The sequence below is a fragment of the Methylocystis parvus genome, from assembly GCF_049675845.1.
Classification (GTDB): Bacteria; Pseudomonadota; Alphaproteobacteria; order Rhizobiales; family Beijerinckiaceae; genus Methylocystis; species Methylocystis parvus_A.
This window is the reverse complement of record NZ_CP187161.1, coordinates 995,183-1,015,244: the sequence shown is the minus strand read 5'-3', so window position 1 is coordinate 1,015,244 and position 20,062 is coordinate 995,183. Positions and strand designations below refer to the sequence as shown.

The 20,062-nt window shown below is 65.8% G+C and carries 17 protein-coding genes, 1 tRNA gene and 2 pseudogenes; 12 read left to right on the top strand and 8 right to left on the bottom strand.

Annotation, left to right across the window (positions count from 1 at the left end; translation table 11 throughout):
- Positions 1 to 46: 46 nt before the first annotated feature.
- The 5 genes from ACPFMJ_RS05460 to ACPFMJ_RS05440 all read left to right on the top strand — a co-directional run bounded on the left by ACPFMJ_RS05460 (position 47) and on the right by ACPFMJ_RS05440 (position 2,147).
- Positions 47 to 532: a cupin domain-containing protein gene (locus ACPFMJ_RS05460; protein WP_424362832.1), complete on the top strand. Its 486-nt coding sequence runs from the start codon at positions 47 to 49 to the stop codon at positions 530 to 532.
- An 11-nt stretch (positions 533 to 543) separates the two neighbouring features.
- On the top strand, positions 544 to 1,257 hold the full coding sequence (locus tag ACPFMJ_RS05455) for an MgtC/SapB family protein (RefSeq protein WP_424362831.1): 714 nt from the start codon (positions 544 to 546) through the stop codon (positions 1,255 to 1,257).
- 93 nt (positions 1,258 to 1,350) lie between these two features.
- Positions 1,351 to 1,424: transfer RNA gene (locus ACPFMJ_RS05450), tRNA-Cys, on the top strand.
- Between the two features lie 118 nt (positions 1,425 to 1,542).
- Positions 1,543 to 1,746: a hypothetical protein gene (locus tag ACPFMJ_RS05445; RefSeq protein ID WP_424362830.1), complete on the top strand. Its 204-nt coding sequence runs from the start codon at positions 1,543 to 1,545 to the stop codon at positions 1,744 to 1,746.
- Positions 1,747 to 1,850: 104 nt separating this feature from the next.
- The gene (locus ACPFMJ_RS05440; RefSeq protein WP_424362829.1) at positions 1,851 to 2,147 is read left to right on the top strand and encodes a hypothetical protein; all 297 of its coding nucleotides are present in this window, start codon (positions 1,851 to 1,853) and stop codon (positions 2,145 to 2,147) included.
- Positions 2,148 to 2,177: 30 nt separating this feature from the next.
- Here the strand turns inward: ACPFMJ_RS05440 and ACPFMJ_RS05435 are convergent, their stop codons facing one another.
- The 7 genes from ACPFMJ_RS05435 to ACPFMJ_RS05405 form a co-directional block, all read right to left on the bottom strand.
- Complete coding sequence (locus tag ACPFMJ_RS05435; RefSeq protein ID WP_424362828.1) at positions 2,178 to 4,112, bottom strand: AsmA family protein; 1,935 nt, start codon at positions 4,110 to 4,112, stop codon at positions 2,178 to 2,180.
- Positions 4,113 to 4,205: 93 nt separating this feature from the next.
- Positions 4,206 to 5,255, bottom strand: coding sequence for a DUF2865 domain-containing protein (locus tag ACPFMJ_RS05430; RefSeq protein WP_424362827.1), 1,050 nt, complete (start codon positions 5,253 to 5,255; stop codon positions 4,206 to 4,208).
- Positions 5,256 to 5,348: 93 nt separating this feature from the next.
- Positions 5,349 to 5,714, bottom strand: a complete 366-nt coding sequence (locus ACPFMJ_RS05425; protein ID WP_424362826.1) for a response regulator — start codon at positions 5,712 to 5,714, stop codon at positions 5,349 to 5,351.
- A 229-nt stretch (positions 5,715 to 5,943) separates the two neighbouring features.
- A complete protein-coding gene (locus ACPFMJ_RS05420; RefSeq protein ID WP_424362825.1) occupies positions 5,944 to 6,318 on the bottom strand; it encodes a DUF423 domain-containing protein in 375 nt (124 codons plus the stop codon).
- A gap of 18 nt (positions 6,319 to 6,336) precedes the next feature.
- Complete coding sequence (locus ACPFMJ_RS05415) at positions 6,337 to 7,866, bottom strand: undecaprenyl-phosphate glucose phosphotransferase (RefSeq protein ID WP_424362824.1); 1,530 nt, start codon at positions 7,864 to 7,866, stop codon at positions 6,337 to 6,339.
- Between the two features lie 18 nt (positions 7,867 to 7,884).
- Complete coding sequence (locus tag ACPFMJ_RS05410) at positions 7,885 to 9,093, bottom strand: glycosyltransferase family 4 protein (RefSeq protein WP_424362823.1); 1,209 nt, start codon at positions 9,091 to 9,093, stop codon at positions 7,885 to 7,887.
- Between the two features lie 18 nt (positions 9,094 to 9,111).
- A complete protein-coding gene (locus ACPFMJ_RS05405) occupies positions 9,112 to 9,696 on the bottom strand; it encodes a polysaccharide biosynthesis/export family protein (RefSeq protein WP_424362822.1) in 585 nt (194 codons plus the stop codon).
- A gap of 160 nt (positions 9,697 to 9,856) precedes the next feature.
- Here ACPFMJ_RS05405 and ACPFMJ_RS05400 point away from each other — a divergent pair, with 160 nt between their 5' ends.
- Positions 9,857 to 11,962, top strand: a complete 2,106-nt coding sequence (locus tag ACPFMJ_RS05400; RefSeq protein ID WP_424362821.1) for a GumC family protein — start codon at positions 9,857 to 9,859, stop codon at positions 11,960 to 11,962.
- A 1-nt stretch (position 11,963) separates the two neighbouring features.
- Here the strand turns inward: ACPFMJ_RS05400 and ACPFMJ_RS05395 are convergent, their stop codons facing one another.
- Entirely contained in the window at positions 11,964 to 13,142 is a 1,179-nt protein-coding gene (locus ACPFMJ_RS05395; protein WP_424362820.1) for a GNAT family N-acetyltransferase, read from the bottom strand.
- Positions 13,143 to 13,258: 116 nt separating this feature from the next.
- Between ACPFMJ_RS05395 and ACPFMJ_RS05390 the strand changes: the two genes are divergently transcribed.
- The 6 genes and pseudogenes from ACPFMJ_RS05390 to ACPFMJ_RS05365 all read left to right on the top strand — a co-directional run bounded on the left by ACPFMJ_RS05390 (position 13,259) and on the right by ACPFMJ_RS05365 (position 20,031).
- Positions 13,259 to 14,314 carry a polysaccharide deacetylase family protein gene (locus ACPFMJ_RS05390; RefSeq protein WP_424362819.1) on the top strand — a complete coding sequence of 352 codons (1,056 nt, stop codon included), beginning with the start codon at positions 13,259 to 13,261 and terminating at the stop codon, positions 14,312 to 14,314.
- A gap of 75 nt (positions 14,315 to 14,389) precedes the next feature.
- A complete protein-coding gene (locus tag ACPFMJ_RS05385) occupies positions 14,390 to 15,310 on the top strand; it encodes a J domain-containing protein (RefSeq protein WP_424362818.1) in 921 nt (306 codons plus the stop codon).
- A gap of 102 nt (positions 15,311 to 15,412) precedes the next feature.
- Positions 15,413 to 16,573 (top strand): annotated as a pseudogene (locus tag ACPFMJ_RS05380) (M48 family metallopeptidase); the annotation flags it as partial.
- 46 nt (positions 16,574 to 16,619) lie between these two features.
- Positions 16,620 to 18,188, top strand: coding sequence for a transglutaminase family protein (locus ACPFMJ_RS05375; protein WP_424362817.1), 1,569 nt, complete (start codon positions 16,620 to 16,622; stop codon positions 18,186 to 18,188).
- 211 nt (positions 18,189 to 18,399) lie between these two features.
- Positions 18,400 to 19,862: pseudogene (locus ACPFMJ_RS05370) on the top strand (transglutaminase family protein).
- Positions 19,852 to 20,031: a hypothetical protein gene (locus tag ACPFMJ_RS05365; RefSeq protein ID WP_424362816.1), complete on the top strand. Its 180-nt coding sequence runs from the start codon at positions 19,852 to 19,854 to the stop codon at positions 20,029 to 20,031. The pseudogene ACPFMJ_RS05370 and the gene ACPFMJ_RS05365 overlap by 11 nt, the downstream one beginning before the upstream one ends.
- Positions 20,032 to 20,062: the final 31 nt, after the last annotated feature.

The following is a 20,062-nucleotide window of genomic DNA, read 5'->3' as shown; positions in this document are numbered from 1 at the left end:
GGCGCCTGTCAAATTGGGGCGCGATCACGGGAAGGAAGTCGCGGCCATGGATAAAGTTAATAAAGCGCCTCCGCCGGCCATCGTGGCCTCGGCTGTGGCGCCGCGCAGCCGCCCCTCCAATTACCCCGAACCCTTCGCCGCGCGGGTCGCGGGGCGGGAGAAACGGGCGCTGGGCGACGTCTTCGGCCTCGCCAATTTCGGCGTGAACCTCACCCGCCTCGCGCCGGGCGCCCAGTCGGCGCTGATGCACCGTCACAGCCGGCAGGACGAATTGGTCTATATCCTCGAAGGCCGGCCGACGCTTGTGACGGAAGAGGGCGAGATGCAGCTCGGGCCCGGCATGTGCGCCGGCTTTCCCGCGGGCGGCGTCGCCCATCACCTCGTCAATCGAACCGACACAGACGCGCTTTATCTCGAAATAGGCGACCGCACGCCCGGGGATGCCGGGGAATATCCCTATGACGATCTGGAAGCACGCCTTGGGCCGGATGGACGATGGGCGTTTTTCCACAAGGATGGTCGTTCCTACTGAGACGGAGACCCATGGCCGGCATCGTCACTTTCGACAGCGTCGAATTCCTCAACACTTTTGTCTCGCTCCTCGTCGCGCTCGTTCTCGGCACGCTGATCGGCGCCGAGCGGCAATATCGCCAGCGCAACGCCGGCCTGCGCACCAACGCGCTCGTCGCGCTCGGGGCCTCGGCCTTTGTCGACCTCGGCATGCGGCTCATGGGCAATCAGGGCGCGACGCAGGTTCTCGCCTATGTCGCCTCCGGCGTGGGCTTTCTGGGCGCCGGCGTCATTTTGAAAGAGGGCCTGAACATTCGCGGCCTCAACACGGCCGCGACCATCTGGTGCTCGGCGGTAACGGGCGCCTTCGCCGGCGCGGACCATCCGGCCGAGGCGCTGCTGATGTGCGGCTTCGTGCTCGCGGGCAACACCTTCCTGCGGCCGCTGGTCAATATTATCGAGCGCGCGCCGATCGACGAGAGCCAGACCGAATCGACCTTCGAGATCCGCGTCACGACCGACGAACAGAGCCGCGACGCGCTCCGCGACATTCTCGAGGCGCGGCTGGAGGAGGCGAAATATCCCGCCCGCGAAATCCGCGAGAGCGAGAGGGAGGACGGCGTCGAGATCATCGCCACGCTCGCGGCGACCAGCGTCGACGCCAGGGAGCTCGACGCCATCGTGGAGGCGTTGGGCAAGCTTGAAAGCGTCGGCCACACGACCTGGTCGTCGCGCGCATCGGATTGATTGCGCATTTTGCGATGCGGGACGCTCTTGCCCCTCGCAACGCCCTCCTGTAAGAGCGGCTCAGTCGAAGCGCTTCGCGCTTCCCGACTGGACGGCCTCGTGGCGGAGTGGCTACGCAGAGGACTGCAAATCCTTGTACGGGGGTTCGATTCCCTCCGAGGCCTCCATTTTCTTCGCCGACCAATCCGCCTATAAACTGGCGAAGCTTCCGCACGGGCGAGCCACGCGCCCGGCTGCGTAAAGCGTCGTCTTCACAGTTTTTATGCCCACGACTGAGGGGGAACAATGCTCCACGCTCTGATTGCCGACGCTCAAGCCCGGCTCGACAACGCCCGCCGCGAACTGCGCCTCGCCGCCATCAATTTCGACGTTCCGGACGAGCAGCTTCTGGAGCTGCGCGCCAACGCCCGCAAGGTTTATGAAGAGCTCGCCGCGCTCGACCGCAAGAAGCTCAAGAAGGGCCTCTTCAGCTTCCTCAAGCTCTGGTGAGCGGCGCCTTCCGCTGATTTGCGACTTGCTTCCGAAGCGGCCGCGCCCTCCATAACATCGCAAGAGGGCGCGGCGCGCGTCGCCGCAGGCGATGAGGAAGAGAAATGATCAGCCCGGACACCCCTTCTGGAACGGAGGTCGTCTGTGTCGAGGCCGGGCCCGGACGCTACGGCGACGGCGGCCTCAGACGGGGGGCCATCTACACGGTCGAACGGATCGCCCCGGCGATAGACGGCGGCTACGTCGTCGTCCTGAGCGAAATCCCGCCATGGGAGACCTACACGCCGCCATGGGGCCTCGTTGGCATCGGCTTCGAGCTTCGGCGTTTCCGCTATCTCGACATTCCCGATTCACTCACGCATTTGCTTGAAGAAGCGGTACGGGAACGGGAAACAGTCTAGCCTTCAATGAGGCTTTGCCTCGAGCGCCCGCTAGGGCGCGCGGGCGTCTGACGGCGGTTCAGGCGGCTCGGGGAGCAGCGGCGCGGCGGCGCCCGAACGGCGGATGAAGGCCTGGGGGTCCGGCGCAAGCGTCAGGTCGTCCCACGCGCCCGCGAGATCGAAGGCGATTTGCAGACCCTTGTCGCGCGGCTTGCCCGCCGCGTCCGCTTCTCTCGCTGCGGCCTTGAGCGCGAGCGTCCGCTCGGCGAGATTTGTCGAACCTTTGAGGCTGAGCGCAAAACCCGGCCCATTGGCCGAGGCCTCCTCTAGCGTCCCCACGCCGTTTTCCAGGATGATGGTGGCGCTGGCGCGGTCCAGCGGCGAGCTTCCCGAACGAATATCGTGAGCGCTGGAGAGCGGACGCTTTTCGAAGCGGCGCAGGGCGCGCTCGAAATCGACGCCGGCGATCTCGCCCTCCGTCAGGGAGAGAGTCGCGCGCCCGCCGAGGCTCCTCATCATATCCGCGACGTCATCGCCCGCAGCGTCGAGCGTCAGCGAGGAGGTCAGCGCCCCGCCGATCGCCTGCTTGCCAAAGGCGTCCCAGAGCAGAGCGCGGGCGTCGACACCGGAAGTCTGGGCGGTGGCGTGGACGGCCAGCGCCCCGGCGCCGGTCGGCTTGAAGGAGGCGTGGGCCTTCAGGCGGCCGCGATAGGCCTGGGCGTCGAGGAGCGACAGATCGAGCGCGCCGTCGCGCAGGGTGGCTGTCACATTGGCGTCGTCGATCGTGAGGCGGCCCAGCCGCGCATGGGCGGCGTTCAAGTGCAGGTCGACATCCGCGCCCGACATATCGGGCGGGTCGAGCGGCTCGTGGCTCCACTGGCCATCCGGACCGACAAGCGCCGGCGCGTCCGAAAGCATCGGCTTCAAGGCAACGAAGCCGCTCTTTAGATTCGCCGTGACGCTGGGCTTGCCGTCCTCGTCGCGCACCGCCAGTTCGCCATCGAACGCGTTGCCGTCGACAAGGACATGGAGGTCCTTAAGAGAGGCCTCGCGCGCGCTCACCGATGCCTGGGCGGAGAATTGCGACGCGCCGAAGGGGCCGGGCAGGGGCACGTCGACGTCAAAGAGCCGCAAGGCGTCCCGCAACGACACGGCCGAACCGGCGACCCGTCCGGCGTAATGGGCGTTTGGCAGGGTCTGCGCTACGCCCTGCGCCTCGATCCGCAAACTTTCGCCGTCGAGCCGCGCGGTCGCGACGGAAGGGTCGCCGCGCAGGAACGCGCCGGGGCGCGCAAGCCACGCCATCAGTTGCAGGCGCTCCCCGCGCCAGTCGAAGGCGCCGGTCAGCAGGGCCGGTTCGCCAATCCGCCGCCAGTCGAGGGCGCCCTGGATCTTGTCGGCCGCATAATCGACGCCGCCGCGGCGCACGTGCAACGCGCCGTCGGTCACGGTAAGCACTCCGAGACGGAACTTGTCCGCCGCTTGCGCCTCCACGCTCGCCGGCTTCGCCGCCGCCGCGAGCGTTGCGGCGCCGGGCGCGTCGATCGCCTTTTGATCCAGGTCGATTCTTACGCGTGGCCGCACGAGCGCCAGACCGTCGACGTCCAGTCGGCCGGAGAGAAGCGGCAGCAGCTTGAGGACGCCGTGAATCTGCTGGGTCTCGATGACGAGGGCGCCATTGCGGTCGGCGAAAACGACGCCCTCCAGCGTCACATGAGGCCGGGGCGTCAGCGACAGGCGCGGGTCGCCGCGCGCGGCGACATAGAGGCCGGTGGCGTTCTGAAGCTGGGCGGAGATCGCTGATTTGGCGGCCGCGGGCGAATAGAGCCAGGGGGCGAGCGCCGCGGCGGCGCCGATGAGAATCGCGAATCCGGCCGCGACCCACAGAAGCATGCGCGCGCGGCGGCCGGCGAGGGCGCGCCGCAGCCGTCCCTCCGAGCCCAACGGGCCGGAGGCTGTCGACGGATCGCAATCCAAAGGCGGCAAGCGCTCTCTCCTACGGCACTTTCCCGATGCTTCTCGCGAGGAAGCGCGGCGAGAAAGTGGCGGAAGGCCCGCCGACGTCGTGGAAAGCCGTGTTTACAGCGCCGTTTTGGAATGCCCGTGGCGGCGGTGATCGCCATTCATCACCGCGAGGCGCCCTTGCGGGGTCTTCAGAGCCTTTTCGATCGCATAGAGCGCACTCTTCTGGGAGAGCGGCACATTCTCGCTTTCGGCCAGCGAGAGGAAATCCGTTTCCTTGTAAGGATAGCGGCTGCCGCGCTTCACGACGCGCACGCCCTGCGACGTCACGACCGAATCGCCGGGACGCAGCGTCGAGTCCGACAAAAGCGCATGCGTGGCCGCCGCCGCCGTCGCCTCCGTCTGGCAAGAGCAGCTCTTGGCGCGGGCGTCATTCAGATCAAGCCGGGCGAGCAACTCGGCATACGTCTCGCCACTCTTCGCCTTGGTCTCTTCGATCTTGTCGGATCCCTCCGGGAAGACGAACAGCGTCGCCTCCGCGCCGGGGCAGAGCTTTTCGCAGCTCGCCTGCTGGGCCGCGCGGTCGGAGTCGCGGGAAACTGGGAGCGCAGGGAAGTAATAGCCGTCGCAGGCTCGCACGCATACAGCGCGCCGGCTGGCGCCGCCGGACAGTTTTGCGGTTGGCGCCGGAGCTCTCGCGGTCGACGCCGAGGATCTGTAGGTCGCGTTCGACGCTTTGTAGGTCAGGTTCGCCGCGGTGGCTTTGTAAGTTACGTTCAGGTTCAGGGAGACCGGCTCGACGGCGCCCGAACGGCGCGGATCGATGGCCGCGCGGCGATTGAGGGCGAATTTCTTGCGCTCGACGAGTTGCCGACGCGCCTGGGCGTAATGACCACGGGCTCTTTTGGCGCGCCAGCCGCGCGGGGCGTCGTCACGAATGAAGACCGAGCGATAGTGCGGGACATAGCCGTTGTAATATAATTGCGCCGGCGGTGCGCCGGCGCCGAAGACCGCGTCGATGAGGCCTCCCGCCGCGCGGCTGGCGCGCACGTCGTAGCCCGTGAAGACGGCGCAGAAAAGCGCGAAGGCGGCGCCGAGGGAAATGGCGGAGCGCGCGCTTGCCGCGCGGCTGCTGCGGCCCGAAGCCGGGGCGGGACTCATGGACATCGAACGCGCTCACATTAAGAGAAAATTAAGAATTTTCTCCGCGCAAAATAGAATGGACTCGCTCAGGCTTCAAGTTTTGTTTGCTGCAAAAAATCAGTGAGTTTCGTCACTCGCCAGCTGCTCCCTCAGCGTGCGCAGTATCTCTTCTACGTAAAATGGCTTTTCCACGATCGCCCGTTGAAGATAGGCTTCCGGCAGGCCCGCGCGGCCACAACCTGTCGTAAATACGAACGGGATTCTACGCGCAGAGATAATGTCAGCGACCGGATCGATGCGATCCTGGCCGATATTCACGTCGAGAAGGGCGACGTCGAAGGCGACGGTCTGCGCCAGCCTTATCGCCTGAGGGACGCTCCGGGCCGAGCCGGCGACGATGAGCCCAAACTCTGTCAGCGTCTCTTCGAGCGCGAGCGTGATGAAGGGGTCGTCTTCGACAATCAACACCCGGCGTCCGAGCAAGGGGTCGCTCGGCCGTTGCGACGCATCGCTCGATGCGCCGCCAGAACGAGGTTGTGGCGCCGAGACGGACATGCGGAGAATGGTGCGGCTGTTTGCCGCGCGAGTCTAGTATTTGCACGCGCTGGCTGAAGAAAGCGCTCGACTGTTGCTTTTTCGCCGCAGGCGAATCTGCAACTCTCAATGGCAAAAAGATGCGCGGATTGAAGACGATGGCCCCCGCGCGCGACGATCAATCGCGCCGAGCGATTCCCAGCGCGCTCCAAGCGGAAAGCGCAAGCCAGGCGAGAATGGTCAGCGACCCGCCCATGGGCGCCGCGAAGGGAAAGAGCTTGCCGCCGAGATAGACCCGGGCCGCGAGGTCGGCGGAAAACAGCGTCACGCCGGCCTGAAGGACGAAGGCGGCGCCGGCGAGGAAGCGTGGGAAGGGCGGGGCCGTCCGCGCCAGAGCGGCGAGTCCGAGCCCCGCCGCCGCGTGAAGGGTGAGGAAGTTGCTCGCGGTCGAGAGCAAGGGACTGGCGTCGACATGCGCGGCCGCCGCCGCGAGGGCCACGCCCGCGGCGCCTTGAAGCGCCGCGATGGTCGCGATGATCGACGCCTTTTTCACGCGATTCTCCGTCCTGCCTTAGTAGGCGTTTTCCGCCTTGATCAGGGCGAAGGGGGTCAGCGCGAGAATATAGATGTCGAGGAAGATCGACCAGTTCTCAATGTAATAGAGGTCGCATTCGACGCGCTTCTGGATCTTCTCCTGCGTGTCCGTCTCGCCGCGCCAGCCATTGACCTGCGCCCAGCCGGTGAGGCCCGGCTTCACGCGATGGCGCGCGAAATAGCCGTCCACCACTTCGTCATAGAGATGATCCGCCGCGCGCGACACCACCGCGTGCGGACGCGGACCGACGAGCGAAAGATTGCCCTTGAACACGACGTTGAAGAGCTGGGGCAGCTCGTCCAGCGAGGTCTTGCGGATGAAGCGCCCGACGCGGGTCACGCGCGGATCGCCGCGTGTCACCTGCTTCGCCGCCGCATAGTCGAGCTTGTCGACATACATCGAGCGGAACTTGTAGACCTCGATATTCTCATTGTTGAAGCCGTGGCGGACCTGCTTGAAGAGAACCGGTCCGGGCGAGTCGAGCTTCACGGCCAGCGCGATGAGCGCCATGATCGGCGAAAGCAGGATCAGGCACAGCGTCCCCACGATCTTGTCGAAGATATATTTGACGACGACGTCCCAATCCGCGATCGGCTTGTCGAAGACGTCGATCACCGGAACGCTGCCGATATAGGAATAGGAGCGCGGCCGGAAGCGCAGCTTGTTGGTGTGCGCCGCGAGGCGAATGTCGATCGGCAGAACCCACAGCTTTCGCAGCATCTGCAGAAGCCGCCCCTCGGCCGAGATCGGCAGGGCGAAGATAACGAGGTCGATGCGCGTGTGGCGTGCGAATTCCACGAGATCGTCGATCGAACCCAGCTTGGGATAACCCGCGACGACGTCGGGAGAGCGCTTGTCGGTGCGGTCGTCGAAGAGACCGAGAATTTGCAGATCGCCGTCATTCTGCGCCGCAAGGTCCCGAAGGACGGGATCGGCCAGTTCGCCGCCGCCGACAATGACGGTGCGGCGATCGAGCTTGCCCTGCCGGGTCAGCGTGCGCACGATCAACGAGAGGGCGAGGCGCTCGCCCGCAAGCAGGACCAGGCCCGAGACGAACCAGCTCAGAAGCCAGACGCGCGAAAAAGAGTCGTCGAGCTTGAAGAAGAAGAGCACGACGAGCGCGGCGACGAAGACGAGGGACCAGGCCGCCGCGATCTTCAATCCGTTGCGCATCGGCGCACGGAAGGCGCTGGTGGTGTAGAGCCCGAGCGACTGTATGGCCACAATGGCCGAAAGCGCCATGGTGGGCATCACGAGGTAATAGTCGAGCGACCGGCCCCAATTCGCGGCGACGTAGAATTCGTGGATGAGGAGCCCCGCGCCGAGAAGCACGACGAGTTCGGCGAGGCGCACGAGGCCTGCGAGCACGATCGGCGAATAGGATTTTCCGGGCGCGCTGTTGCTCGCGATCTCGGCGAGGATTGGGCTCAGCTTCCTTTTTTCGGCGGCGGCCCCGTTCTTTTCAGGAGGCACGCCCTTCATGTCGCCAACGGCGAAAGCGCACATTTTTCTATCTCCCGTCTGTCAATGCATGGCGCCGGCGGCTCGCAGCCGCTCGGCTCGGCGCAGCGCCGCGCGATAGCCGCTCAGCACGCCTTGGTTCATCAAGTCGATCGTGAAGCGGTCCTTCACGAAACCGGCCATTTCTTCCGCAAGCGCGGCACGCGTCGTCGGGCTCATGTCGATCATGGCGCGCATGGCGACCGCGAGGGCGGCGGGGTCGCTCGCCGGCGCGAGCAGCGACGCCTGCGAGCCAAAAATTTCGGGAATGCCGCCGACCTGCGTGGAGACGATCGGCGTCTGCGCCGCGATCGCTTCGAGGACGATGTAGGGGAGCGACTCGGCGCGGCTGGGGACCACGAGGATCTTCCCAAGCGCGAGCGCGTCCCGGGTCGGCATTCGGGGGTGGAAGGTCACGCGGTCGGCGAGACCAAGATCCTGCGCGAGCGCACGAAAGCGCGCCTCGTCGACGCCCGACCCAACGAGCGCGAGGCGCAAGTCTCCGGGAAGGGCGGCGAAAGCCCGCAGGAGGTCTTCGACGCCCTTGGCGACGCGCATCTCGCCGATGAAGATGAAGTCGGCGGCGTCCGGCGTAGGCGCGACGGGCTCGAATTCCTGTGGCGACAGGCCATTATGGACGACAGGCGCATGCGCCCGCGGCGGCTCGACCGTTTCGCTGAAACGCCGCCGCGCATAGTCGCTCTCGAAGGGCATAAGGTCCGTCACGCGCCCCATTATAAGCTCGGCAGTAAAAAAAACTCTTCCAGGCAGCGAGTTGGGTCGAAAATGCAGGCTGCCGCCATGGGGAGTGTAGGCGCGCGCCGGCCTGTGGTCGGCCGAGGGGAAGATCGGCAGGACGGCGGGGAGGCGGGCGTAGAGCCCGCCCTTGGCGCCGTGGCCATGGACAATATCCGGCCGCAGCTCGCGAACGCGCGAGGCGATGCGCCAGGCGATGCGCAGATCGTCCGGGTGCGGAAGGCGGCGCATCGGCAGGCGCGTGACGCCCAGCGCGAGATGCGGCGAGAGTTCGCCGAGGATGCGCTCGGCGTCCTCGCCGCCGGTCAGCGAGTCGGCGACGACGCCGACCTTGCATCCCGAGGCCGCCTGCGCCCGGGTGAGATCCGCGACGTGACGAAACAGGCCGCCGACCGGGGCGCGCATGATATGGAGGATGCGCAGTCCAGAAGGGAAAGCCGCATCATCCCTCGCATCCTGATCGTCGGCTGCGGCCACAATCGACCCTTCTTCCTTTTAGAAAATTCGCTCTCGCACCGTAATCGTGTCGCCCGGACGTACGGCCGTGTCGAGCGGAACGCGGCCGGTCACGGGCACGCCGTCGATCACGCGGGTGAGGTCCACCGCGCCCTGATAGCCGCGCGGGCCGAAGCCGCCTGCAATCGCGACGGCCGTGCGCGCCGTCATCGCCTCGACGAAGGGATATTGCCCGGCGTTGGTGACTTCGCCGAGCACGAAAAACGGGCGGAACGCCTCGACTTCAACCGAAACGCGCGGCTCGCGGACGAAACCGTTGCGCAGCCGCGCGGCGATCTCGCGCTCGACATCGGGCACCGTGAGCCCTTGGACGGGCACCGAGCCGATCAGCGGCATGGCGATACGTCCGGCGCCGTCGACCGCATAGGTGTTGGAGAGCGCGTCCTGCCCGAAGACGATGATGCGCAGCCTGTCGCCCGCGGCCAGCGTATAGGGCTCGAAGGCCGAGGCGGCGAAAAGCTCCGGCTTATAGGACCCGGGAGCCGCGCAGCCGGACAAGAGAGCGCTCGTCGTCATTGCTATCGCCAAAGCGAACATCTTGCGGGAGGCGACTGGCTTCGCCATTTCGGTTCCTTGAGTTGTAGCAAATCGCTTGACCGCCTCAGGGCGACAATCTGTTTTTATTGTTTCATGGTTAACAAAGATTGACCTGAGCGGAGCTGGTGAATTTAACCAGCCCTAAACCATAATCGCTTAAACAGCCGAGGCTGACCTCGGAGAAGCGATGCGTTCGGGTATTCCAATCGAGACGGAGGCGGTGACAAACGAAGTCGATTTGTCACATGTCGGCCGCGCGCTGTCGAAAAAGCGCTGGTGGGTCATCGGACCCACGCTCGTCGCCCTTGTGGGCGCGCTCGTCTTCGTCAACGTGGTCAAACCGCGCTATACCTCCGAAGCCCGGCTGCTGCTCGAAAACCAGGACGATTTCTACACGCGAGTCGACAAGGGCGAGCGCATCGACGCGAACGGCCCCGACGCGGAAGGCGTGCAGAGCCAGATCCAGCTCCTCACGTCGCGCGACCTCGCGCGCCGCGTCATCAAGCAGCTCGGCTTGCAAGGGAATGTCGAATTCGATCCGCTGGCGAACGGCATGGGCGCGCTGACGCGCGTCATGGTGCTGCTGGGGCTGACGCGCGATCCGACGCAAATGTCGCCGGAAGACCGCATTCTGGAGAAGTTCGGCGAGAAGCTCTCCGTCCTGTCGCCGACCAAGACGCGCGTTCTCTCGGTGGAGTTCTCCTCGCGCAATCCCGATCTCGCGGCGCGGGGCGCCAACGCGATCGCCGACGCTTACATCGAGATGCAGCAGGAGGCGAAGCGCGACATCGCGCGCACCGCCGCGCAGTCGCTCGCGACGCTCGTCTCGGATTTGCACACGCGCGTCGCGGAAGCCGAGGCAAAGGTCGAGGATTACCGGGCCAAGACCGGCCTCCTCATCGGCGCGAACAATACGGTCATTCCGACCCAGCAGCTCGGCGAGTTGAACAATCAGCTCTCCAATGCGCGCGCCGTTCAGGCAGACGCGCAGGCGAAGGCCAATATTCTGCGCGACATGCTGCGTCAGAACCGCATCGGCGAAATTCCCGACGTCGCCAATAATGAGGTGATGCGGCGCATTTTCGAGCAGCGCGTCGCCTTGCGCGCGCAGCTCGCGCTCGAGTCGCGCACGCTGCTGCCCCAGCATCCGCGCATCAAGGAGCTGAACGCGCAGCTTCAGGATCTCGACGCGCAATGGCGGGCCGCTGCCGAGCGCACGGCGCGCACGCTGGAGAACGAAGCGCGCATCGCGTCCGTCCGCGTCGAAAATCTCACCAAGGTTTTGGAAGACCAGAAGCGCGTCGCAGGCGCCGCCGGCTCCGAGGAAGTGAAGCTGCGCGACCTCGAGCGCGCCGCGCGCCTCCTCAAGGACCAGTTGGAATCGGAGACGGCGAAATATCAGGAAGCGCTCGCGCGCGAACGCGTGAAGGCGACGCCCGCCGACGCGCGCATCATCCAGCGCGCGCTCGCGCCGCAACTGCCTTCTTTCCCCAAGAAACTCCCGATCACCGCCTTCGCGACGCTCGCGGTTCTCATTCTCTCGATCGGCGCCGTCATCGCCGGCGAGTTGCTGACGGGGCGCGCTCGCGTCGCAACGCCAGCGGCGCCTCCAACGCCGGTCGACGAGAACGAAGTCGAACCCGTGCATATCGCAGGCGAGGCGCGCGCCGTCGCGCGTGAAGAGCCGGTGGTTCCGACGGTTGAGCCCGAGGCCTCTCCCGTCACGGCGAAGACAGACGTCGGCGCCGAGGCCGTGCGGCGCATCGACAGCGCGCGAGCCGTGCAGAGCTGCGTGAAGGTTCTGGTCACGCCTTGCGAAAAAGACGGCAAGCCGGCCGAGACGGCCGTTGCGCTCGCCCGCAACCTAGCGCGTCGCGGCCGCACGCTGCTCGCGGCGGCGGACAGAGAAGCGACGGCCTTCGACGTTCTGGTGCATTCGCCCGCCGGCCCGCCGCTGGGGATGTCGGACCTCTGCGCGGGCGTCGCGGATTTCGCTCAGGTCATCCATCGCGACATCGGCTCGCGGCTACATGTGCTGCCCGCTGGCGTCGCGCGCGGTGAGGAGCGCTACGATCTCGCGCTAATTGTCACGGCGCTCGCGCATACGTACGATTTTCTCGTCTTCGCGGCCTCGGCCGAACAGGCGCTGCGCCTTGCGCCGCATGTCGATCTCGCCTTCGTGCTCGGCGACGACGCGGCGGCGGAGGCCCTGCGCGCGCGTCTCGCTCAGGAGGGCGCCGACGCGCATCTCCTCGAAGACGTGGGGGATCTCGACGGTCTCGTGGCCGCCTGAGCTACTTCGCGCGTCCGATCAACCGACGCGCGCGGTAATAGGCGCGCGACAGACCGGGGCTCTGCTTCACCCGCCGCTTGAGTTGCAGAAAGGCCGAAAAAAGCGGGGCGGCGACCGCTCCGCGCGCCGAGACAGGCAGCACGAAATCGCACAGTTCGATTGTCTCGTCGCAAACGGCGTTCTTGTAGCGCGCCTCGCCGGTGCCAAGATCGAAATGCGTCATGCCGCGCGAGACGAGGTTGCGCATCAAGGCGTGCAGCAGCAGATCGCCGGGGGACGAGCGCGCGATCTCTTCATCCATATCGAATGAATTCAACATGCCCGAAAACCGCCCGCCGCGCATGATCCCCGCATAGGTCGCCACGATGCGTCCGCCGACCGAGAGCGCATGCAGTTCGAGCGCGCGATCGCCGGTCTCATTTTGGAGGCGCTTGAGAAACGTCACGACGCCTCGACCGAATGCGTCATCGACGCCCATATCCGAAAAGCGCGCCGACTTCTGCCGAATGAGCGCTTCGAGAATAGCATCGCCGCGCGCACCGGTCGCGCAATGCTCATAGGTAAGCTCGCCCAATTCCGCGAGGCGCGCTTCTTTCTTCTTCAGCTTCTTGCGCGCGTCCTTCGAGAGTCGCGCCCCAAGGTCTTCGACGCGCGCGGGCAAGGTCGCGCCATAGGCGAAACTCGCGCTCGGCCGCGCCTCGGCGAAGGCGAGGGGATTGTAGACGCCCTCAAAGCGGCGCGGCTGGTTGCGCAGATAGATAAGATCCGGCGGATCGTCCGAGACCTTCGCCGCCCGGCGCAGAAGATTGCGCAAGCTCGCTTCGTCGAAATGCGCATTTGGATCGAGAATGGGAAGATTGAAGTTGCTCTCCCGCCCGCCAAGGAAGAGCGCGATCTTCAGTCCCGCGCGCTGCTGGACGCATAAAGGGAGGATAGCCGCCGCCCGGCCGGTCTCGTCGCGCGCGACGACAAGGAAGGGTTGCACGTCTTCGATCCGCCCGATCGTATCGGCCCAGGACCAGGAGAACGAATAGGTTTGATAGGGGCTGATCGAGGCGCGCCCCGCCAGGGCGACCCAATCGTCGCGCAGGCGCGCCGGATCGGTCACGACCTCGACCATCGTTGTATTTTCAGAGGTTTGCGTAGAGCCGTCCGTCAGGCTTTCGAGCCTCGTCGCCATGTGCCGCCTAATAACTCCGACCGCGCCGCCCATTAATGCCACGGGGCGCATAACAGATAGTTAGAGTCTGCGCCCTAAACCAAAGGAGCTGTCCTGGCGTCTCTATGGGAGGACGAATGGCGACTTGGCGGGAGCGGGCGATTTCGGCCGGCATGCAGCTCTTTCAGGCGAGCGGCGCGCATCGGCTGGCCGCGCCTTTTACGCGCGGCCTCGGCGCCATCCTCATGTTTCACCGCGTGCGGCCCGATCCCGGCGAGGCGTTCGCGCCAAACGCCGGCCTTGAGATCACGCCGGCCTTTCTGGACCAACTCCTCATTCATGTACGCGCCCAGGGCTATGACGTCATCTCGCTCGACGCGGCGCTCGACATCCTGCGGTCGCGGGAAGCGCCGTCAAAGCCTTTCGTCGTCCTCACCTTCGACGACGGCTATCGCGACCTCGTCGATCATGCGCTGCCCATATTGGAGCGTCACGGCGCGCCCTTCACGGCCTATGTGACGGCCGGCTTCGCCGATCACGATGCGCGCCTCTGGTGGATGGAGATGGAGGAGGCGATGCGCCGGCTCCGGCGCGTCGATATGACGGTCGGCGGAAGGCGCATTGCCCGCGACTGCGCCACGGCCGCCGAGAAGAGCGCGGCCTTCGGGGACATTTATTGGGGCATTCGCGACGGCGGCGAGGAGCAATTACTGGGCGTCGTCGCCGAACTCGCCGCGCAGGCGGGGGTGGACTCGCGGGCTTTGACGGTCGAGGCCTGCCTCGGCTGGTCCGAGATCGCCAGCCTCGCGCGCCACGAACTCGCGACCGTCGGCGCGCATTCGGTCACGCATCCGCGCCTCGCCAAGCTCGACGCCGCGGCGGCGCGACGCGAGATGGCGGAGAGCCGCGACCGCATCGCGCAGGAGACCGGCCTGTCGCCCCGCCATTTCTGTTACCCCGTGGGCGATCCGACCTCGGCCGCAGGGCGCGAATTCGCGCTTGCGGCGGAACTCGGCTTCGAGAGCGCCGTCACCACGCGGCCGGGGATGATTTTCCCCGAGCATCGCGATCATTTCCATGCGTTGCCGCGCCTGTCGGTCAACGGCAAGCATCAGAGCCTCGCCGCGCTCGACGTCCTGCTCAGCGGCGCGCCCTTCGCGCTGATGAACCGCGGCCGCCGCGTCTCAGCCTGATCAGGGAGAAAGGCGATTAGTTTCGATCCCTTCGAACCGTCCTGGCAGGAGATCGAATTCGGTCAAAGCCGGGGGATGCTGCTGCCGGTGATCGGCGCCGCCGCGGCGGTGCTCGGCCTTGCGGTCATCATCGTGCTCGGTCTGCATGTAACGGAGCCGCAGGAGCTGTCGCCTTTGGCGACCAGCGACGGAGCGATGCGGCGCTATGCCGAGGCGGGTCATTTTCCGCTGATGGCCGCCGCCAGCGCCGCCGGCCGCCACGCGCTCTCGACCGCCGCCGGGCTGCAAACCTTTCTCAGCCTGACCATCATTTTCTTCTCGGCGGCCTACGCCGCCTGGCGCGGCTTCTCCAGCTCCCGCACGCGCCGCTGGTCCAACGGCTTCTGGATGGCGGGGATCATCGCGCTTTGCGTGGCGCCGTCGCTTTTCCACGGCCTGACGCCTTACATGGTCGATTATTGGATGACCTCCTCGGCCGAAAGCGGGGGAGGCCTCGGCGGGCCCGTCGACGACATTTACGGGGCCGAGGGCCTGAACAGCCGCATGCTGCCGGCCGCCTTTCTCACCGAGCGTGGCATATTCGGCGCGGCCCTCGCGGCGTTTTTCGTGTTGCTCGGCCACGACCTCGGCTACCGGCTGCGGGAAGCCTTCGAGGATTTCGGATTCATTGAACAGGACGAGAGCCGCTATCGCCGACCGCAGCCGCGCGGCGCGGGGCAGAGGGCCAAGGCCCAGTTCCACCGCCGCGCGGACCGGCAGGAGGAGGCCCATGCCGGGGGCGGGTTCGGAGAGCGCGAAGCCCCCCGGGCCTGGAGCGCGCCATTGAGCGAAGAAGCCCGCGCCCGCGCCGTGCTCGGGGTCGGGGTCAGCGCCTCCAAGCGCGAGATCGAGCGGGCCTATCGCTCGCAGATGAAGCGCGCCCATCCTGACCATGGCGGCTCGGTCGAGCGCGCCGCCGCTCTCAACGCCGCGCGGGACGTGCTGCTGGGGCGCTGACCCAGCGTAAGCGCCGCTTTTTCGCGCTGGCCCTATTGACCCCTAGCAAAGCTGGGCCAGAGCGCCTATTTTTGACGGAAATCAGACAAACGGAGCGGATCGATGAGCCTTATTGGCGTTCTTATCTGTGTCGCCATCGCCGCGTCTGCGGCCTTGGGCGTTTATCTTCGCAAGAGACAAACAGACAATGTCGAGGCCAATCGCGACGCCGTGCCGGCGGATTTCGCGCGCGAAGTGACGCTCGAAGAGCATCGTCGCGCTGCGGATTACACATTGACGCGCACGCGCTTCGCGATGGGAGAGACGCTTTACGACGCGATTCTCTCTATCCTGTGGCTGGCGGCTTTCATGGTGCCGCTTTATGCGCTCGTATCGCAATTCATCGCGCCGGGCATGACGCGCAGCGTCGTTTTCGTGCTGGCCGCGGGCTTAATCAGCCATCTCTTCGAGCTGCCCTTCTCCCTCGCCAGCGCTTTCATCATCGAAGAGCGTTTCGGCTTCAACCGCCTCACCCCGAAAACCTTCCTCCTAGACGAACTCAAGAGCGTCGCTCTCGGCTTCGGAATGGCGACGCCGCTGCTTTACGGCATGTTCTGGCTGCTCGGCGCCTTCCCGGAGAGCTGGTGGCTTTTCGCCTATGTGGCTTTCATGGGCCTGATCATCGCCATGACGGTGATTTACCCCACCTTCATCGCGCCGCTCTTCAACAAGTTCACGCCGATGGAGGAGGGTTCGACCAAGGCCCGCATGGAGGCGCTGCTGCAAAAGTGCGGCTTCGAGTCGAAGGGCCTCTATGTGATGGACGCCTCGAAGCGCTCGGCCCATGGCAACGCCTATTTCACGGGCTTCGGCAAGGCGAAGCGCATCGTCTTCTTCGACACGCTTCTAGAGAAGCATTCGCTCGAGGAGATCGAGTCGATTCTCGCGCATGAGCTCGGCCACTTCAAATATGGCCATGTGCGCCAGATGCTCGTGCAGGCGGCGATCATGGCCTTCATCGGCTTCGCGGTTCTGCATTGGGCGTTCGCCAGCGAGACTTTCGCCGGCTGGTTCGGCCTTCCCAGCGATCCGGGCGTGGTGCTCGTCGCGCTGCTCCTCGCCAAGGAGCCGATCTCTCATCTGCTACATCCGCTCCTCGCCTATCGCTCGCGCAAGAACGAATTCGAGGCAGACGACTTCGCGCGCCGCATCGTCGGCAAGGAGCCGATGATCTCCGCGCTGACCCGGCTGGTCGCGCTTCACCACGTCATCCAAGTCGCGCTTCACAAATACGATCCGGCCCGTCGGCCTCGGTCCGCAGGTCATCCGGTTGCGGCCCGCCGCGCATTGCCGCACGCGCGTCACCGGCTATTCGCTGAAAATTCTGCCGACCGAGCATTTCATCAACTGGCAGCAGGACCCGCACGGAAACTGGCAGGCGCGGCTCGTTTTTCCCGAGAAGGCGCGCGAGTTCAAGATCGAGATCGATCTCCTCGCCGAGATGGCCGTCTTCAATCCATTCGACTTTTTCGTCGAGCCATACGCCGAAGAATTTCCCTTCGTCTACAAGGCGGAGCTGGCGACGGAGCTCGCCGCCTATCTCGAGATCGAGCCCGCCGGCGCGCCGCTCGACGACTATGTGAACGCGATCTCGCGCGAGAAGCGGCGCACCATCGACTTTCTGGTCGATCTCAATGCGCAGCTGCAAAAAGACATCCGCTACGTCATCCGCATGGAGCCGGGCGTGCAGACGCCGGAAGAGACGCTGACTCCACGTTCGGGCTCCTGCCGCGACAGCGCCTGGCTGCTCGTGCAAATCCTGCGGCGGCTCGGCTTCGCGGCGCGTTTCGTCTCCGGCTATCTCATCCAGCTGAAACCCGATGTCGATCCCATCGAAGGCCCCGATGGGCACGGATACCGATTTCACCGATTTGCACGCCTGGGCGGAGGTCTACATCCCGGGCGCCGGCTGGATCGGCCTCGACGACGTCCGGCCTATTTTCTGCGGCGAAGGCCATATTCCACTTGCGGCGCGCCGCATTATCGCTCCTGCGCGCCGCCGATCTCGGGCGTGGTCGATCCCGCGAATGTCGAGTTCGACTTCGTCATGCGCGTCGAGCGCATTCGCGAGACGCCGCGCGTCACGAAGCCTTACGACGACGAGACGTGGAACGCGATCGTCAACACCGGTCATGCCGTCGACGAGCGCCTCGCCACAGGCGACGTGCGCCTCAGCATGGGTGGTGAGCCGACGTTTGTCGCCGCTGACGATATGGAAGGCGCCGAATGGAACACCGCCGCCGTCGGACCGACCAAGCGCCGCTATGCCGACGATCTCATTCGCCGCCTGCGCGCCGCTTTGCCCGGGGGGCCATGCTGCATTACGGTCAGGGCAAATGGTATCCCGGTGAACAGCCTGCCGCGCTGGGCCTTCGCGCTTTATTGGCGCAAGGACGGCAAGCCGATCTGGGAAAACCAGGATCTGATCGTCAGCGAAAGCGTCGCTCGCCCGGCGACCTCCGAAGACGCTGACAAGTTGATGCGCGGTTTGCTGCGAGCTCGCGGAGACGCTCGGCGTCGGCAAGGACTATGTCATCCCCGCTTACGAAGATCCCGCGCACTGGATGCTGAAGGAGGGGCAGCTACCGATCAACGTCGATCCGGCGAGCCAACAAGATTGAAGGACCCCGCCGAACGCGCCCGCATGGCCCGCGTGTTCGATCGCGGCCTCGGCGCTGTCGCGAGCTACGTGCTGCCGATTCAGGCGTGGCAAACTGCCGACAGGGGCCGGCGCTGGGTCACCGAACGCTGGTCGCTGCGGCGCGGACGCCTGTTTCTCTCGCCCGGCGACTCGCCCGTCGGTCTGGCTTCCACTGCTAAACTCCCTCGTTCCCGATAGTCTCGCCGCTCGACTACCCGCACGTAATTGAGCGCGATCCGATGGGGCCGAACCGGCCGCTTCCCGAGCGCACGATCCTTTTGCAGCAGCGCCGCGCAGAAGTACAGCGAGCGCGCGCGGCCGCCAACAGGACGTGTGGCGCCAGGAAATATCGGGGCGTCGTGCGCACGGCGCTCGCGATCGAGCCGCGCGACGGCGTGTCTGTGTGTTCATGCCGCCGCTCTACGACGCTGAAGATTACGCCGCGCTGATTGCCGCCGTTGAAGAGGCCGCCAAGCAGACCGGTGTGCCGGTGCAGATCGAGGGCTATCCGCCGCCGCCCGATCCTCGTCTCAACGTGATCAAGGTCACGCCCGATCCCGGCGTGATCGAGGTGAACATTCACCCGTCGACGAGTTGGGAAAGCTCTGTCGCGATCACCACCGCACTCTACGAGGAAGCGCACAACGCCCGCCTCTGCGCCGAGAAGTTTATGCTCGACGGCCGCCATACGGGAACCGGCGGCGGCAATCACGTCGTCCTCGGCGGCATCACGCCGGCCGACAGTCCGTTTCCTGCGCCGCCCCGATCTCCTGAAGAGCGTCGTGCTCTATTGGCAGCGACATCCGTCGCTGTCCTATCTCTTCTCGGGCATGTTCATCGGCCCGACGAGCCAGGCGCCGCGCGATCGACGAGGCGCGTCACGACGCGCTCTATGAACTTGAGATCGCGCTCGCAGGTACGCCGAACGCCGGGGATGGGCACATCCCTCTGGCTCGTCGATCGGCTCTATCGCAATCTGCTCGTCGACGTTTCCGGCAATACGCATCGCGCCGAAATCTGCATCGACAAGCTCTATTCGCCCGATGGCCCGACGGGCCGCCTCGGTCTCGTCGAGTTCCGCGCCTTCGAGATGCCGCCGGACGCGCGCATGAGCTTCGCGCAGCAATTGCTGCTGCGCGCGCTCGTCGCCTGGTTCTGGCGCGAGCCGCAGGAAGGCAATTCGTGCGCTGGGGGACCGCGCTGCACGATAAGTTCATGCTGCCGCATTTCGTCTGGGAGGATTTCCTCGGCGTGCTCGACGATCTGAAACGCGCCGGCTACCCGTTCGAGGCCGAATGGTTCCAGGCGCAATATGAGTTCCGTTTCCCACTCGCGGGAAGCATCGAGCACGGCGGCGTGACGCTTGAGATCCGCCACGCGCTCGAGCCCTGGCATGTGCTGGGCGAAGCGGCGGCGGCGGGCGGCACGGTGCGCTATGTGGACTCCTCGGTCGAACGTCTCGAAGTGAAAGCGAAGCATTTCGTGCCCAACCGCCACGTCGTCGCCTGCAACGGCCGCCGCGTGCCGCTCGCCTCCACCGGCGTCGTGGGCGAGGCGGTGGCGGGCGTCCGCTTCAAGGCGTGGCAGCCGGCTTCGGGCATGCATCCGACGATCCCGAACCATACGCCGCTCACCTTCGACATCGTCGACAGCTGGAGCAACCGCTCGCTGGGCGGCTGCGTCTATCACGTCGCCCATCCCGGCGGACGCAGTTACGACACCTTTCCGGTCAACGCGCACGAGGCCGAGGCGCGGCGGCTCGCGCGCTTCCAGGGTCACGGCCATACGCCCGGACGGATCGAGCCGCCGCGCGAGGAACCTGCGGGCGAGTTCCCGCTGACGCTGGACTTGCGGAGGCGATTTGGCCGTTGAGCGCGAAGCAGTCGCAGCGCCGGGAGACGAGGCGGAAAGGCTTGCCGCCTGGATCGCCGACTACCGCCCGCTGCCCGGCGTCCCCGACGAGCTGATCGGCCCGGACGGGCGCCCGCGCGCGCATTGGTCGACGCTGCTCGATACGCTGGTCGGCGCTCGGCGAGAATGAGCTCGAGCCGCTTCGCCGCCGCCGCGCGGCG